The sequence below is a fragment of the Sandaracinaceae bacterium genome (assembly GCA_020633055.1).
Classification (GTDB): Bacteria; Myxococcota_A; Polyangia; order Polyangiales; family Houyiibacteriaceae; genus JADJJE01.
The window spans coordinates 309,507-325,733 of the sequence record JACKEJ010000006.1; the positions used below are offsets into that span (position 1 = coordinate 309,507).

Here is a 16,227-nt window from a genome sequence, read left to right on the forward strand (position 1 = left end):
CCACGACCCCAAGAACCTCGTGATGGCGCTGGTGTCCGAAGCTGGCGAGCTGGCCGCCGAGCTGCGCTGGGTGCCCGGCGAAGAGGCCGACGCGTTCTGTCGCGCGGACGACTCGCGTCAGCGCGTGCTCGACGAGCTGGCCGACGTGACCCTGTGCGTGCTCATGCTGGCAGACCGCATCGGCGCCGATCTGCCTGCCGCGGTGCACGACAAGCTGCGCCGCATCCGCGTGAAGTACCCACCGGGCAGCTGACGCGCTGCGCCGCCTTCGCCCGCGGGCGTCGCGTCTCGGGCCACGCGTCTCAGCGCCTGGCCGTCGCGCCCGTCAGGCGCCGCAAGAAGCGCACGGTCTTCTCGTTGACGCGGAGCACTGCTTCGGGCGACGCGCGGTACAGCCGCCACAGCGCGTAGGCCTCGCGCGTGATGACGATGATGCCGCGCTTGCGCTCGACACCCCGCAGCATCTGCTCGACGGCCTCCTCCACGGAGAACGGCGGGTTGGGCAGCTTGGCCAACACCGAGTCGGTGCCGTCTGCGCCACGCAGCTCCGTGGTGTGCGCCATGGGCGTGTCGATGATGCCCGGGCACACCACGCTGACGTCGATGCCGTCGCCTTTTGCTTCGGCGCGCAGCGTCTCGCTGAACGCGACCACGGCGTGCTTGCTGGCGCTGTACGCGGCCATGAGCGAGGTGGGCACCAGGCCCGAGATGGACGCGGTGTTGATGATGTGACCGTGCCCCTGGTCGCGCATGCGCGGGTAGAACGCGTCCACACCACGCACGACGCCGAGCACGTTCACGTCGAAGAGCCGCTCCCAGTCTTCGATGGGGGTGTCGCGCACCAGGCCGGCGACGGCGATGCCCGCGTTGTTGAAGAAGTAGTCGACGTGGTCGAAGCGACCGTACACCTCGGCGACGACGTGCTCCCACTGCGAGCTCTTGCGCACGTCCAGGGGGAAGACGTGCACGTCGTTGGCTTCGCCGCCCAGCGCCCACGCCGTGCGCTCCAGCAAGTCCGCGTCGATGTCAGCGAGCAGCAGCGTGGCCGAGCGCTTGGCCAAGGCCGCGGCCAGGGCCCGACCGATGCCGGACGCCGCGCCCGTGATGAACACCACCTTGCCATCGAACACGTCGGTGCTCATGGAGCACCTCCTCCCGGGCCGCCCGCGTCCCCGTCCGAGCGCCGCGCCTCGAGCGCCACGAGCCGCTCCTCGAGCGCGCGCAGCTTGTCGCGCAGGGCGTCCAGTGCCTTTGCGTTGGCGTCTGGCCCGCTCTTGCTCAGGCCGCCCAGCATGCGCTGCACCGTCACCCTGTCTTGATGCGCGAGCGTCGCTGCGTAGGCCTCGATGGAGCCCGCCCGCTCGCTGGCCGACGCGGCCACCAGCGCCCCAGCGGCCGCCTTGCGCACCCGCGGGTGTGGGTCGCGCAGCGCGTCCTCGAGGGCGTCCTTGGCGGGTCCCTGGGCCGCATCGCTCAGGTGTGGGCACAGCTCACCCAGGCCGTCTGCGGCGGCCACTCGCACCAGGTCGTGTAGGCCGCCCGGGCGCAGCGCGTCGCGCAGCACGTCGCGCGCCTCGGGTTGGTGCGTCTTGCCCAGGCCACGCAGGGCGCCGCGGGGCGCGAACCCGCCGTGCTGTCGGAGCGACGCGTGCGCTTCGAGCAGGTCTCGCGGCGCGTTCTCTCGCTGTGCACCCAGCGCCTCGAGGGCGGCTTCATGGGCGCGTGGAGGCAGACCCGCGTCGAGCCGACGCTTCAGGCACGCGACCACGCGCGCATCGCGGTAGCGCCCTAGCTGGCGCAGCAGACACGCCAGGCTGAGGGGGTTCTGGTGCGTCTCGGCCAGCGCGAGCAGGCCGCCCAGGGCCGTCTCGGTCTGTGCGTCGCCCAGCGCCTCGGCCCATTCACAGCGCACACCCCAGAAGGGCTCGGGCTCGAACGCGTCGACCACGGCACGCGTGTCTCGCGGGTGTCCCGTCTTGACCAGCGCGTGCGCCGCCAGAATGCGGCCACGCACGTCGTCGGTCTGCGTCAGCTGCGCGCGCAGCGCCGGCGCGCCCGGGTCCCACACGAGCTCGAACAAGGCGCTGCAGGTCGGGTCCACCCGCACGCGCTCGGCGGGCGCGTCGAGGGGCAACAGCACGACGTGGCGCGCGTCGCTCACCGCGACCGTGACTGTGAACGTGCGGTCCTTGGTGGTGATCTCGAGGGGCAGGTCGAACGCGAACAGGGGGATGCCTTTGGCCTCGTCCCGCTGCGTCTGTGTGATGGTGATGCGCGTCTCACGCGTCGCGTCGTCGTGCTGCACCGCCACCTCGAGCTTGGGGTACCCGGGCGAGCGCAGCCACTGGTCGAAGAAGCGCCCCAGTGACCGACCCGAGTGCTCTTCGAGCACGCGGCGGAAGTCGTCCGTCTCCACGGTCTTGCCGCGGAAGCGCGCCAGGTAGCTGCGCACGGCCGGGAAGAACACGTCGTCCCCGAGCAGCCGGCGCAGCATGTGCAGCCGGAAGCCGCCGCCCGGGTAGAGGTGCATGTCGAACAGGTCGAACGACGAGTCGTAGGTGCGCGTCACGATCGGCCGCGCGTAGCGGTCGCGGACCTCCGAGAAGTAGGCCTTCTGGCAGCGGTAGAGGTCGTACTCGAGCGCCTCGCGCCCGTAGCGGTGCTCCCACCAGCAGGTCTCCATGTACGTGGCCCAGCTCTCCTTGAGCCACGCGTGGCTGTGGTCGTGGCAGACCACGTCGTCGCCGAACCACGAGTGCGCCATCTCGTGCACGTTGATGATGTCCGCCAGGAGCGTCTCCTCCGCGGCGAGCGCCTCGTCGAGCAGGAAGCGGTCGTCCCACGACACCAACGAGATGTTCTCCATGGCGCCGCCGATGCCCTCGGCCGCGAACTGGAAGTACTTGGGGAACGGGTAGGGGCCCAGCACGCCCTGCATCCACGTGAGCATCTCGCTCGTGCGACCGAAGGTGCGGGTGAGCGTCTCGGCGTCGAACGGGGCAGCAGCGAAGGATGCGACCGGGATGTCTCCGACGGGCTCGCCGTCGGCGCGCACGAACTCGCCCACCGCGAAGCACGCCAGGTAGCTCGGGCAAGGGGTGTCCAACCTGTAGTGCGTGGTCTTCTCGCCGCCTTCGTGGACGTCCTCACCGACGAGCGCCCCGTTCGCGAGCGCGGTGAACGAGGCCGGGGTGCGCAGGTGCCAGGCCAGGGTGGTGCGCACCGCGGGCAGGTCGATGCACGCCAGCCAGTGGCGAGCGCGCTCGGTCTCGTGGTCGGTCACGGCATAGCGCGGCGCGTCGGGGCGATGCGGCTCGGGGCTCGAGAACAGCACGCCGCTCTTGGGCGACTCGACGCGGTAGCGCAGCGTGAGCTCGCGCGCCTCGTCGCGCGCCAGAGGCGGCTCGAAGCCCAGGGTCAGCTCCGTGCCGGTGTAGCGCAAGCTCGCGCCTTCCGCCTGGACACCGACGAGGTCGACCCCGTGCAGCACCAGCTGCGTGGCCTGGGCGACGCGCGCGCGCACACGTACTCCCAGCGTCACCTCCAGCGCGCGAGCATCCACGTCCACGGCGACGTGGATGTCGAGGTGCTCGGGCAGCACGCGCACGTCGGGCGCGTAGTGCGCGGACGCGGTGGTCGAGGCGAAGCCGGTGCCCCGCGCGAGGCCTAGCGCAGAACGACGGTGAGCACAGCAGGCGTGGTGTTCGTTCATGGAGCCGCAGTCTGGCACGGGGAGACGTCGAAGTTGACCACCGTCTGACACCAGTCTCGTCGCGTGCCTGGATCCTGGGTGCAGTGGTCCGGGCTGCCGGGCCCCTCGAAGCGCCCCGAGAACACGGCGGTCTCGCCGCAGTTGCGCACGGTGAGGGTGTAGTCCACCGGCTGGCTCCCGCGGCAATTGCGGTAGTGCGCCACGCGCACCTGGTAGGTGCCGGCCGGTGCCTGGCCCGTGCGCCAGAAGATGTGCTCGGCGTTGACACCCATCTGGCTGCCGCAGCCTGCGTTGGCGTCCAGGTCCAAGTGACCGCCCGACGGGGCCGTGGTGTTGCCGTAGTAGATCATGGTCCCCGTCCCCTCGACGACGTACAGGTCGAGGTCGGTCGCGGCGTTCATGGACAGCGTCACCTCCACGTCGCCCGTGCCGAGGGTCATGACGCGCACGGTGCGCGCGGCTGGTGGCGAGACACGCCCGGCCTCGTCGACGGAGGACACACGCATGACCACGTCCAGGAAGGGCTTGTCCGTGATGGGCGCGCCGCCGGGACCCACAGGTGCGTCCATCCCGAAGCGGAAGGCGGCCGCGTCCACGCCCGTGACCCGCACGTGCCCGAGCTCGCTGTCCACGACGGCGGGGAGCCAGAAGTGGCCCGGATACCCGTCGAACGAGATCTGCAGCGCCTGCACGCCGCCCTCCGTGCCGTCGCCCGGACTCGCCACCACGGCGAGCTGCGAGGGAGATCCGGCGATGACCGTCAGCGGCTGGCTGAGGTCGCCCTCGATGCGCAGCGCGGGCGAGCCTGGCCCCGAAGCCGCCGGGGGCGGAGCCGCGCGCAGCTCGGCGCCAGGGACGATCCAGGGGGTCTCGACGGTGCGACCGACGCGCTGGTCCGTGGTCAGGCGCTGCTGGTTGGTCAGACCGCTGGGCAGCAGGCCCTGCACCGTCACGTATGGACCCGGCCGGTAGCGCGGGCGCATGGCGGCCTGCGCGGGGTCGCTCCCTGAGCCACCCGTACCACCCACCCCACCCCCTGCGGGGAGGGGTGGAGGTGGCGGCGGGATCGGGGCCCCCCCTTGGGTCGGGTCGAGCGGGGTCGTGGGCGGCGCGCCGGGGTCCCCGGCGTCACCCGTGAACCCGCGGGCAAAGTGCCAGGCCAGACCACCCCCGAGGCAGAGCAGCAGGACCACGACGGTAGGGCAGCCGAACAGGATGGCGAGGTTGCGCCCCGACGTGGGGTCCTCCGGGTCGTCCAGGGGTTGCGCCGAGAGCAGTTGGTCTTCGAGGTCGCGGCCGAGCGGCGCCCTGCGCTCGCGTCGTGCTCCACCGCGTGCTTCCCGCCCCGCGCGTCCGTCGCTCGGCCCGTCCGCCCCCATCAGCCGCCCTCGGGCTCGGGGCCCGCGGCGGCCTGAGCCGCGGTCAGTCGGGCCAGCACCGAGAGGGGCAACTGCACGAGAGTCTTGTGCTGGTTCACGCACACCAGCTGCACCTGCCCCTCGACCAAGCGCTTGCCGTCCGCGCAGCGGTGCACGTCCTGGTGGAACACCAGGCGGTAGTCGGACTCGCGCTCCACACGCGTGCGGATCTCGAGCGCGTCGCCGAACACTGCGCCTTCGCGGAAGGTCATCTCGCACTTGTATACGACGAAGCCCACGCCCTCCTTCTCCCACAGCTGCACCAGCTCGGGCACGCCCAGGAAGTGCTCGCGCGCACGTTCGAAATACTTCAAGTAGTTGGCGTGGTAGACCACCCCGGAATGATCCGTGTCCTCGTAGTAGATCTGGACCGCGTGAACATGCGGGGTGGGCGCCATCGGGCCCATATATCAGGGGTCGCCGGGGATCGCATCTCCGCGCGTCGCACATCGTCGCCAGACGCGCCATCGACGCGTCGAGCATGCGCGTTCGCCGTCATCGCCCTGTGTGCCGGGTTGCTCGTCGGCTGCGGCAGCGGCAGCGAGGACGCGTCGCCCGTCCATGAGGGCGCGTCGCCCGCCTACGAGGGCGCCAACCTCGGAACTCCGACGGGTGTCGGCACAGCGTCCTCCGAGCGGACCGCCCTCGCGAGCGCACAGACGGTCGGCGCTGGCGCAGAGCGGGTCGTGGGAGACACGCACGCGCATGGTGCGCCTGCGCAGGACGTGGCGCCGTGCCGCGTGGTGCGCTCGGCCGAGCTGCCCATGCACGATCGCCAGCGGCGACTGACGCTGCTCACGCTCGCGGGGGCGAACCCGGCCGTGTACGCGATGCTGGTCGAGGGCCAGGGGGAGCAGACCGAGCTCCTCCTGCTGGACGCCTCCCTGGGCGTGCTCACCCGCCGGGTGATCGCCGAGCGCTTCGACGCCGCCGTTGGCCTCGCCGGGCGGGTCTTGACGCTCTCCCGAGGCGGGTCGGCAAGCTCCGAGGCCACGTTCCGAGCGACGTGGTTGGGTGCGGACGGTCAAGACGACGTGGCGCTGCCGCTGCCCGTCCCGGCGCGCGCGGGCGGTGCGGTGCGGCGCAGCGTCGCTGGGGGCCGCGCGCTGTTCGTGTGGACGGACGGTCGTCACCCGCCCCTGGCGCTGCCCGTCCACCACGACCCCGACGCCTCGGGGGATGCGCGCCTGCGCTTCGACGGCCCCCACGCACTCAGCCCCGATGTCGAGCTGGCCGACGCCCGCGCGGTGCAGCTCCTGGGGGTCGCGCTCGACGACAGTGGCTTCGCGGCCATCGTGCGCGAGGGGGCCGCGGAGGCTGCGGATAGTCAGGTCTGGCTCGCCACCGCCAACGCACGCGTGCCCGTCCCAGCGCTCGAGGACGCCGCGGACATCGAGGCCATGGTCATCGTCGACGACGAGGTGTGGGTGGTCGCGACGTTCGAGTTCTCTCGGCCGCTCCTGCTGCGTATCGACGCGACCGGCGCCATGCACGGCGAACCGACCGCGCTCGCCCCTGGAGCGGCCCTGCCGGCGCCCTTCCCAGCGGGCGATCCGGCGCGCCTGCTGGAGGAAGGCACGCGCCTCTTGCTCCGACGGCGAAACGCCATGGGTGACCCGCTGCCGCCAGACACCGTGCTCGCGGATCGACCCGCCGCACGCCTGCCGGCGGACGTGGTCCGCGAGGGTCAGCGTTACCTGGTCGTGTACCAGGACCGTGACGAAGCCGCCGAGACGTGGCCCCTGCGCTTCGCGTCGCTAGACTGCGTCGCGCGATGACCGACCCCCGACTCGCCGTGCGCCGCCAACGTACTGCCTACCTGGGCCAGTCCCCTTACGCCTACGCACATCGCGGCGGCGTGCAGCGCTGGCCGGAGAACACGCTGGTCGCGTTCCGTGGGGCCGTGGCGCTCGGGTACACACACATCGAGACGGATGTGCACCTCACGCGCGATGGCCACATCGTGTGCCTTCACGATGCGACGCTCGAGCGCACGACAAACGGGCGTGGGCTCCTCAAGGAGCTGACGCTGAGCGAGCTGCGGGAGTTGGACGCAGGCTACCGCTTCACCCAGGACGGGGGCCGCACCTTCCCGTACCGGGGCCAAGGGGTGACCGTGCCCACCCTCGAGGAAGCACTCGCGGTGGATCCTGGTCTGCGCCTCAACCTGGAGATGAAGCAGCGCGCGCCCGACATGGTGGCGCCGCTGCTCGACTTCATCGAGGCCCACGGGGTCGCCGAGCGCGTGCTGGTGGCGTCGGCACGGGACGACCTGACGCGGCGCTTTCGCGCGCTCCGCGACGCGCGCGGGCTGCGGGTGGTGACGTCCCCCGGGGCACGGGGCATCGTGGCCTTCTGGCTGAGCGTGCGGCTCGGGGTGCATCGGCTCCTACGCTTCGACTTCGACGCGCTCCAGGTGCCGGTACAGCACGGACCTCTGCGCGTCGTGGACCGCCGCTTCGTCGAGGCCGCCCACGCGCACGGCATCCACGTCCACGTCTGGACCATCAACGACCCCGCCGAGATGCGCCGCCTCTACGACCTGGGCGTGGACGCGGTGATGACCGACTGCCCCGACGTGCTCTTGGAGGTGCTCGGCGAGGTCCGCGCGGGTCTCCGCGGCGGGTGATCCGAGTCGGGCGCGCGGGCTTCGCTCCCTCGCGCCTTCGCGGGCTGTCCGCGCTGGGGGCGTCTCGCGGGCGCGGCGCGGATCAGATCGCGGGTTGGGGCTGGCGGTCGCTGGGGCCGCGCCCTATGTTTCCCGGACCATGTCCCTGCCCCTGCCCGATGGCGTCACGCTCGCAGAACCTCGTCTCACCCTCACGCCCAAGGCGGTGGAGATGGCGAAGAACAAGCTGCTCGACGCCGGGGAGCCCGTGTACGGGCTGCGTCTGGGCGTCAAGGGCGGCGGCTGCGCGGGGTACAGCTACGTCATCGACTACGCCACCAAAATCCGCCCCGACAAGGACCTCGTGTACCACTTCGACGGACTGCACGTGGTGGTGGACCAGAAGAGCATCGAGGTGCTCAAGGGCTCCACGCTGGACTGGGAGCGGCGGCTGATGGGCTACGGCTTCAAGTGGATCAACCCCAACGCCAAGAACGACTGCGGCTGCGGCGAGTCGTTCGACGTGGTCTGAGCGCGCGCGGTCGGTGTGTGGCAGCGCCCGCGGCGGGTTGCCTGTCAACTCGTCCCCACTCGCTCACGCGCCCCGGCACCACCTCCGCTCGCGCTCCATGTGTGACGTGCTGGGTTCAGTCGTAGCGCCAGCGTTGGCCCTCCGTGTAGAGCACGTTGATGGGTCGCGCCTGAACGAACACGAAGCGGCGGTCGCGCGTCAGCAGGAACTCCACGTCCATCGCGTTCGCCGTCCCCGGGTAGCGCCGCGTGAGGTTGGCGTCGATGCGCGTCAGCTGGTGCGTGAGCGCCATGACCTCCGCCTCGCTCAAGATGGGGGCGCCACCCGTGCGTGAGCTTCGGCTCAGCAGCTCGGGCTCGAGCTCCTCGGCCCACGTGTAGACCAGGAACTGCTCCGGCAGCTCGTCGCCCGTCGCCCCCGTGACGCTGCCCCCCGTGACCTGTGTGTTGATGAACACGCCCGGTCGGGCCTCGTCGTAGGGGTTGCGCGTGACCGCGACCCCGTTGGCCACCACGTCCGCCACGAACGGCTGCACCAAGACGGCCATGGCCACCGCGGCGTGCTCCACGCGGAACCACTCCCGCTCTTCGTACGCGCGCTGCAGCCACACGCTGGCCCACACGCGGCGCAGCGCGTCTGCCAGCGCTTGGTCGGTGGCGTCCGCGGGGACCACGACGCTCTCGTAGAGCCCCGCGCCGTTGAACCCCGGCAGGTCCTCCGCGTTGGTGCTGCTCCGGAAGATGAAGCGTCCACCCGTACCGAGACGCGCCAGCTGCGCTCTGACCTGGGCCAGCAGGCGCCTGTCTACCGGAGCTGCTTGGATGGCGTCACGCAGCGTTCGCAGTCGATCGGCGCGCACGGTGGCGTCGGCGCGAAAGGCGTCGTCCGCGAGCATCCTGGTGAGCTGCGCTGCAGACCGCACGCGCTCGAGGTGTGCGGCGTAGAACGCGAAGGGGACCACGAAGCCAGGCGGCAGGTTGAGGCCACCCAGCTCACACAGCTGACTCAGCTGCGACGCCTTCGCGCCCGCATACTCTGCGGTGCAGCCGCACACCGGGCGCAGGGCACGGATGTCCGTGTTGGCCTGCAGGTGGACGACCCTCGCTGGGCGCGCCGCCGCCCACGCGGCCTCGGCGTCCTCGCGGCTGGCCTCGCGCAGCGTGAAGTCCTGCGCGCCGACGCTCAGTCGTACGATGCGGCCCTCGAGGGCCTGCACGTCCGCGCGCTCGGTCGCGCCCCGTAGACCCATGTCGGGCGTGTTGCGGTTGCGGCTGAGCACCGCGACGTGCGCCAGCGGCGCCTGAAGCTGGCTGGTGACGAGCGCGGCGACGGGAGGGATCTCGTCGGGGACGGTCTCGGTGACCAGGATGTCGTTGGGGCGCGCGCTGGCCGGGTCGAGGGGGCCGCGCACGATGCGCAGCACGCCGTACGCCACACCGAGCACGAGCGGCTGGTACTGCACCGACGCGTTCACCGCGTCGGCCGGGAGCACCGGGAGCCGGTCCCCGAGCCCCTCGATGTTGCGCTCGTGCAGGGGCGACAGCGGCCGGAAGCGCAGCGCGTCGCCGAAGTACACGCGCTCGCGGACCAGCGCGAAGACCTTGGCGATGCGCTCCCCCGACATGGTGTCGCCGGCCACCAGCTCGAGCGTGAACTGCTCGCCGTCCTGGTAGTACATGAGCGAACCGAGCAGGAAGCGTCGGTCGTCGCGCCGGTACTCGCTGATGTTGAAGCGCGCGTGGTCGGCCCGACGGTCGATGAACTCCTGCACGAACGCGTAGTGCAGGTCCCAGCGCGCCGACTGGAGGAAGTAGACGCGGTCGTCCTGTTGCGTGTCGATGACGAACTTGACCGTCTCGGTGCGCGCCACCACATGCGCCTCGGGCCGTGTGGCCAGGCGCGCCCAGTCGCTGGGGCTCTCGATGCGGGGCAGGTGGTCGACGACCTCCGTCGGTCCCTCGTCCGGCTGGGGCGACTCCGCGACGTCCGGCTCTTCGGGCAGCCGAGGTCCTGACGGCCCCGTGCCGCGCAGGCAAGCCACGGTCCCGACGGTGGCCAGCACCGAGAGCACGGAGCCCAGAAGGGCCCATCGTTGACGGGTCTCCACGGCCTCAGGATAGCATCCCGCATTGACCACCCCCCCGCTTCATGGGTACATGCGGGCCAAATGTCGGCGTCCCCCAAAGCCTCCGTCTCCGCCGCGTCCGCTGCCAGCGGACTTCCGCCTCGGACGATGCGGCCTTCGAACCCCCACGACCCCGAGTACGGCAGCATCCCCATCTTCGCGCCCGGTGTCGCCGAGGTGAAGGCGGCCGTGATGCGTCACGTCAAGCTGCGCCGACTGCCCACGTGGGCGCTGTTCTCCTCCGTGTACACCGGCGTGGTGTCGATGCTGCAGGGGGCGCAGCGCCTCGACGACAAGCTGTTCCCCGGCTGGCGCGATCAGCCCATTCGGGAGCCGGTGTTCATCATCGGCAACGCGCGCAGCGGCACCACCATGCTGCACCGCCTCATGTCCATCGACGAGGACACGTTCAGCGGCATGAAGCTGTACCAGAGCGCCTTCAACAACGTCTCCGTGCAGCGCGGCCTGCAGGCCCTCGGCGACCTGGACGAGAAGCTGCCGGGCCACCCCATGCGCGCCGGGGTGGACCTCATCAACGACATCATGTTCGACGGCTGGGACGGCATCCACAAGCTGGGCATCGACCAGCACGAGGAGGACGAGGCCACCTGGGCGATGGGCATGACCTCCATCACGATCAACCTGCTGTCGCCCTACACCGAAGAGCTCGGCAGCATGCGCTTCTTCGACCGCATCGACCCCGAGTACCGCGCGCGCTTCATGGACTTCTACGAGGCGAGCATCAAGCGTCACCTCTACGCCAGCGCACCGGACAAGCGCTTCCTGAACAAGAACGTCTTCTTCACGCCACGCGTGCGCTCGGTCATCGAGCGCATGCCGGACGCGCGCTTCCTGTACCTGGTGCGGGACCCGGCCGAGTCGCTGCCCTCGTTCCTCAGCATGTGGTGGGAGAAGTGGGTCTCGCACACGCCCGAGATCAAGAAGGACGGCGTGGAGGCGCAGCAGCTCATCCGCCTGGCCTTCGACTACTACGAGTACGGGCTCGACCTGCTCGACGACTACGGGGACGAGCACATCCTGGTGGTGCGCTACGACGAGCTCACCAAGGACCCCGACGAAGAGGTCCACCGCATCTACGACTGGCTCGGCATCGAGATGTCCCCAGCGTTCAAGCAGAACCTGTACGACTTCACGCACGCGCAGCGCTGCTACGAGAGCGCCCACGAGTACACCCTCGCGGACTTCGGGCTCACGCGCGAGAGCGTCTACGCGGGCGCCAAGCGCTTCTGCGATCGCTTCGGCTACGCCCCCTGAGTGTCCGCGTGGGGCGCGGGCGTCGCAGGCAACGTGGGCCTCGACGCCTCGCACGGGCGCATCACCTGACCGCGACCACTGACGGGCTTGGCACCCCCTTCGTCCCGTACCCGCCACGCCCTGTCATGGCGCGGGCGGCGTCAGGCAGCTGCCCGCGTAGTCACGCAGGCCGTTTGCGTGCGGGACCACCTCGGTGACGAGGGGCGCCACGTGGTAGCGCAGCACGTCCAGCGTCAGCACGTCCGCGTACATGGCCGCTCCCAGCCAGATGAGCACCTGCGCCGCGCTGACGTCGTCGCCCGGCTGTTCGTCGATGTGCATCCACATCGGCAGGGCGAACACGAACGCGGCGCCATAGCTGGCCGTGCCGAACCACAGCATGAGCCCGAGGTCGTCGTAGCAGAACAGCTGCGTCATGAACGGGTTCGCGTTGAGCGCCGTCTCGAGGAACGCCATCGCCATGGGGGCCACGAACCACGCAGCGGACGCGAGCGGGCCCCCCTCGAAGCGTCGGCGCAGAAAGCGGAACGCCATGCAGCACAGCGCGGCGTACGTGCTGAAGTACGCCACGCTCACGAAGTACAAGAACACCGGGTTGTTCTGGATGTTGATCTGCGTCTTGAACCCGTAGTGCATGTGCAGCACGTCGTAGAAGTACGGCGTCTGGCTGTAGTTGAGCGCGAACGCGAGGCCCGTCACGCTCAGCCCGTACTTGACGCTGGTGGTCCGCCACAGCGGTCGCCCGCGCTCCTCCTCGGGCCGCAGCAACACGGGCGGGACGATGGCGCCCAGCATCAGCACCACGCCGTAGATCATGCAGGCCGTGTCGCCCCAGTGCTCCGCGAAGCCCCCGATCATGACGACGGCGCTGATGGCGCCCCACACGGGGGTGTAGAGCAGCCAGTAGCGCTCGACGGCGCGCTTGCCAGGGTGTTCCGCGAGCAGGCTCATGGCGCGGAACGTAGAACGGTGGTTTCACGGCGTCAACACGAGGGCTGGGACCGTCGCTGGCGCATTCCGGATCTCGTGTCGGCACGCGGCAAGCGAGGGGCTCCAGCGGGGACGGGTGCATCCGCTGTGCGAGGCGAGCGAGCGCCACCAAGGTGGCCTCGGCGCGTCGTGTGCGGCACCCTACCTGACCATGGCGTCGACTCCCCCCAGACATCTCGCGCCGCGCATCGCGGTGCTCGCGTACTTCGTATCCACGGCGTCTTGCATGTCGTTCGTGGCGGGTTGCGGCGCCGATGGCGTCACGGTGCCCAACGAGGACAGCGGCCGACCCGCGGCCGATCAGGGCGCAGGGACACCCGAGCAGGGGACGCTCGATCACGGGACGGCCGATCAAGGAGCCGATCAGGGTCCGCCAGACCAGGCCGCGGATGCCATGGCGCCCGACGATCAATCCACGGCGGTCGACCAGGCCCTCGATGCGGGCGGGGACCTCAGCGTGGACGCGGGGCCCGTGGACAGCGGCTTTCCCACGGCCATCGCGTGCCCCGGTTGGTTGGGGCTGCCTGCAGGAGGGGTGATTCCGTCCGGTACGTCGCCCGAGGGCGTCCGCGTCGGGCCCGACTGCGCGCTCTACGTCGCGCACGGCGACACCATCCATCGCATCGAGCAGGGGACGGGGGCCGTCACCGCGTTCGCTTCGGAGCCCACCGCGGGGACCGGCTTCCAAGGGCTCGACTTCGGCCCGGACGGGAACCTGTACGTGGCCGCGCGGGGCAGCGGGAACGTCATCCTGCGCTTCGACGGGACCACGGGCGCGTTCATCGACATCTTCGCGGACATGGGCATCGATGGTCCGAACACGCCGCGCTTCGGCCCCGACGGAAGCCTCTTCGTGACGTGCCGCAACACCGCGAACGTCGTCCGCTTCGGCAGCGACGGGACGCTGCTCGGAGAGTTCGCGACCGACGCCCTGCTGGGCAGCCCGGAGGGCCTCTCGTTCGGACCCGACGGTCACCTCTACGTGGCGGCGCGCCTGAGCTCCGTGGTGATGCGCTTCCACGGTGTCACCGGCGCCTTGTTGGACCAGGTCACCGCGACCCCTGCGTTCATGGCGCCGGAGGGGATCGGCTTTGCGTCGGACGGCTCGTTCTACGTGGCAAGTCGGGACACGGGCGAGGTGATTCACTTCAACGGGCTCACGCTCGCCGAGATCGAGCGCTTCTCGTTGCCGATGGGGGAGCAGCCCATCGGCCTCGAGGTGGTCGACGATCAGGTCGTCGTGAGCCTGCGCGGGACCGGCCGCGTGACGGTCATCCCCTGAGCCGGTGCCACGGGGCCCAAGGCCGACCTGCACTGGCCGGCCGTCGAGCCGCGCGTCAGAAGTCGAGGCCTCCCAACGGGTCCGCCGGGGCCGAGCGTGGCGCCGACCGCGGCGCGGCGCGTGAGGAGCCGGTCGAGCGCGTCCTCGGTGCTGACGCGGTGGTGCGCGGACCGTCGCCGCGTGTCGTGGCGACTTGCGTACGGCTGGCGGGGAGCTCGTCGCGCGTGAGTGCGCTGCGCACGAGCTCCACACGCCCCGCGGGCACGCCCGTCGCCTCGGCCGCGGAGTCCCCGACGAGCGTCAGGAACTGCGCGTAGGCCCGCAGCGCGCTGTCGTCGCGTCCCAGCAGCGCCAACGCGTCGGCGCGGGCGAGCACCGCCGTCACCGACGCAGGGTGGCTCGCGAGCGTCCGCTCTGCCGCGGCCAGGGCTGCCTCACCGTCGTCCCGCTCGAGCGCACGCTCCGCGAGGATGAGGTGCGCCCACGGCACCTCGGGGTCGAGCGCGATGGCCTCCGCGGCAGCTTCGTCGGCCAGCTGGTCCAGCTCGGCCGCGTGGTAGGTCATCGCCAGGGCGTCGATGATGCGCGCCTCCGACGGTGCGACCTCGCGCGCACGACGGTAGGCCTGGATGGCCTCGGGGAACTCGCCCGCCCGCGCGTAGAGGCTCGCGAGCTTGGCGTGCGGCACCCACCAGGAGGGGTCCAGGCGGATGGCGGCACGCAGGGCAGCGACCGCGTCGTCGGTACGGCCCGCGCTGAACAGGGCCTCGGCCAGCGGCACGCGCGCGTCGGCCCACTCCGGGCGGGTGAACACGGCCACCTCGCAGCGCAGGAGGGCCTCCGCAGACTCTCCGCGCAGCAGCTTCGCGAAGCCGTCGCAGAGCGCCTGTCCGGCGACCCACTCGCTGGGCTCCTGGGCTTCCCCGAGCGCGAGCGCGAAGTCGTCGTTGCACTGCTCCCACACCTCGGCGCTCTCGAGCAGGGCCCGGGCCGCGCCGCTCGCCTCGTGGAAGTCCCGCAACACGCCGAGCGCGAGTGTAGGCGTCCGTGTTGGCCTGGCCTGTGCCGTTTGCGCGCCGCTCGCCGGGTCGGACGTGTCCGTGGGGGCATCACCGCGACCTCGCGGAGACTTGGACAAGAGCCATGCGACGGTGCCTCCCAGCAGCGCCAGCGGGAGCAGGACGAGCAGCGCGCGGCCGAGCGCGGACGTCCCGACACTGGACTGCGACGCGGTGGTGAGCGCCTGCACGGGCGCCGGCGTCGGCACGCTGCTCGGCGTGTCGTGGGCTTCCGTGGAGGCCAGCGCGTCCACAGGCAATGACGCGCTCACGCCGAACCCTCTTGCGGTGATCTGTCCTAGCGAACCGAGGGCGTGCGCCATGGCCCGCGCGCTCTCGGGACGCTCGCTCGGGGCGCGGGACAGCGCGGCGAGCACCGTGCTTGCGAACGGTCCGTCACCCGCCCGGGCCAGCAGCGGCGTCGGGTCGGGCGTGACCGAGAGCTTGGCGTGGATCAGGGCGGGGTAGGTCTCTGCCATGTGCGGCGGGCGCCCGGTGACCGCCTCGTACAGCAGCGCCCCCATGGCGTAGAGGTCCGCGGCGGGTCCCACGCGTTCGCCCAGCAGCTGCTCGGGCGCCATGTACACGGGGGTGCCCAGGCTCTGCCCTTCGCGCGTGAGCTGCGCGCCGACGAAAGACCCTTCGCTCATGGTGGCGATGCCGAAGTCCAAGATGGTCGGTTTCCCGTGGGGCGCGCGCAGGAACACGTTGTCGGGTTTGATGTCTCGGTGGACGATGCCCGCGTCGTGCGCCAGCGCCAGCGCTTCCAGCGCATCCACGGCGAGCGAGCGCGCCTCGTCCACGGACAGCGGGCCGCGCTTCAGCCGCGCCGCGAGCGGCTCGCCGCGCAGACGCTCCATGACCAGGAACGGGATGGTCCCGTGCGCGGTCGCTGCCTGCCCCACGTCGTGCACCGTGATGATGCCGGGGTTGGCGATGGCCGCCGCCGAGCGCGCCTCGCGTAGGAAGCGCGCCACCGCCTCCGCGTCAGTCACCCGCTCGGGGAGCACCACCTTGACCGCGACGGTCCGCTGGAGCGTGGCGTCGAAGGCCTCGAACACCGCGCCCATGCCGCCGTGCCCCAGCAGCGCGTCGAGCCGGTAGCGCTCCGCGAGCACGGTACCGATCCAGCTGTTCAAGGTCGACGTGTTCATGGCGGTGTCGGGTCCCCTGATGCGCGAATGAGCACGGGGCCGGGCATGCCACGTGGGCATCCGAGCGTCGAAT

At 71.0% G+C, this 16,227-nt stretch carries 13 protein-coding genes; 6 read left to right on the top strand and 7 right to left on the bottom strand.

What is annotated here, in order from left to right:
* The first annotated feature begins 22 nt into the window (after window positions 1-22).
* A complete protein-coding gene (locus H6726_10715) occupies window positions 23-253 on the top strand; it encodes a nucleotide pyrophosphohydrolase (GenBank protein MCB9658109.1) in 231 nt (76 codons plus the stop codon).
* 49 nt (window positions 254-302) lie between these two features.
* Here the strand turns inward: H6726_10715 and H6726_10720 are convergent, their stop codons facing one another.
* The 4 genes from H6726_10720 to H6726_10735 are packed head-to-tail and all read right to left on the bottom strand — an operon-like array spanning window position 303 to window position 5,528.
* The gene (locus H6726_10720; GenBank protein MCB9658110.1) at window positions 303-1,142 is read right to left on the bottom strand and encodes an SDR family NAD(P)-dependent oxidoreductase; all 840 of its coding nucleotides are present in this window, start codon (window positions 1,140-1,142) and stop codon (window positions 303-305) included.
* On the bottom strand, window positions 1,139-3,712 hold the full coding sequence (locus tag H6726_10725; GenBank protein MCB9658111.1) for a HEAT repeat domain-containing protein: 2,574 nt from the start codon (window positions 3,710-3,712) through the stop codon (window positions 1,139-1,141). The genes H6726_10720 and H6726_10725 overlap by 4 nt, the downstream gene beginning before the upstream one ends.
* Window positions 3,709-5,091: a hypothetical protein gene (locus H6726_10730; protein MCB9658112.1), complete on the bottom strand. Its 1,383-nt coding sequence runs from the start codon at window positions 5,089-5,091 to the stop codon at window positions 3,709-3,711. The genes H6726_10725 and H6726_10730 overlap by 4 nt, the downstream gene beginning before the upstream one ends.
* Window positions 5,091-5,528: a YbgC/FadM family acyl-CoA thioesterase gene (locus H6726_10735; protein MCB9658113.1), complete on the bottom strand. Its 438-nt coding sequence runs from the start codon at window positions 5,526-5,528 to the stop codon at window positions 5,091-5,093. The genes H6726_10730 and H6726_10735 overlap by 1 nt, the downstream gene beginning before the upstream one ends.
* A 117-nt stretch (window positions 5,529-5,645) precedes the next feature.
* Here H6726_10735 and H6726_10740 point away from each other — a divergent pair, with 117 nt between their 5' ends.
* The 3 genes from H6726_10740 to H6726_10750 all read left to right on the top strand — a co-directional run bounded on the left by H6726_10740 (window position 5,646) and on the right by H6726_10750 (window position 8,270).
* On the top strand, window positions 5,646-6,908 hold the full coding sequence (locus H6726_10740) for a hypothetical protein (protein ID MCB9658114.1): 1,263 nt from the start codon (window positions 5,646-5,648) through the stop codon (window positions 6,906-6,908).
* On the top strand, window positions 6,905-7,759 hold the full coding sequence (locus H6726_10745; protein MCB9658115.1) for a glycerophosphodiester phosphodiesterase: 855 nt from the start codon (window positions 6,905-6,907) through the stop codon (window positions 7,757-7,759). Before H6726_10740 ends, H6726_10745 begins: the two co-directional genes overlap by 4 nt.
* A 139-nt stretch (window positions 7,760-7,898) precedes the next feature.
* On the top strand, window positions 7,899-8,270 hold the full coding sequence (locus H6726_10750; protein ID MCB9658116.1) for an iron-sulfur cluster assembly accessory protein: 372 nt from the start codon (window positions 7,899-7,901) through the stop codon (window positions 8,268-8,270).
* Between the two features lie 115 nt (window positions 8,271-8,385).
* On the opposite strand, the gene H6726_10755 is transcribed toward H6726_10750, so the two are convergent.
* Window positions 8,386-10,377 (bottom strand): hypothetical protein, encoded by a 1,992-nt coding sequence (locus H6726_10755; GenBank protein ID MCB9658117.1) that lies wholly within the window; start codon window positions 10,375-10,377, stop codon window positions 8,386-8,388.
* 126 nt (window positions 10,378-10,503) lie between these two features.
* Between H6726_10755 and H6726_10760 the strand changes: the two genes are divergently transcribed.
* Entirely contained in the window at window positions 10,504-11,670 is a 1,167-nt protein-coding gene (locus H6726_10760) for a sulfotransferase (GenBank protein MCB9658118.1), read from the top strand.
* Window positions 11,671-11,793: 123 nt separating this feature from the next.
* Here the strand turns inward: H6726_10760 and H6726_10765 are convergent, their stop codons facing one another.
* Complete coding sequence (locus H6726_10765) at window positions 11,794-12,621, bottom strand: hypothetical protein (GenBank protein ID MCB9658119.1); 828 nt, start codon at window positions 12,619-12,621, stop codon at window positions 11,794-11,796.
* 190 nt (window positions 12,622-12,811) lie between these two features.
* Here H6726_10765 and H6726_10770 point away from each other — a divergent pair, with 190 nt between their 5' ends.
* Entirely contained in the window at window positions 12,812-13,942 is a 1,131-nt protein-coding gene (locus tag H6726_10770) for a hypothetical protein (GenBank protein MCB9658120.1), read from the top strand.
* A gap of 55 nt (window positions 13,943-13,997) precedes the next feature.
* On the opposite strand, the gene H6726_10775 is transcribed toward H6726_10770, so the two are convergent.
* Window positions 13,998-16,154: a protein kinase gene (locus tag H6726_10775; protein MCB9658121.1), complete on the bottom strand. Its 2,157-nt coding sequence runs from the start codon at window positions 16,152-16,154 to the stop codon at window positions 13,998-14,000.
* Between the last annotated feature and the right edge of the window lie 73 nt (window positions 16,155-16,227).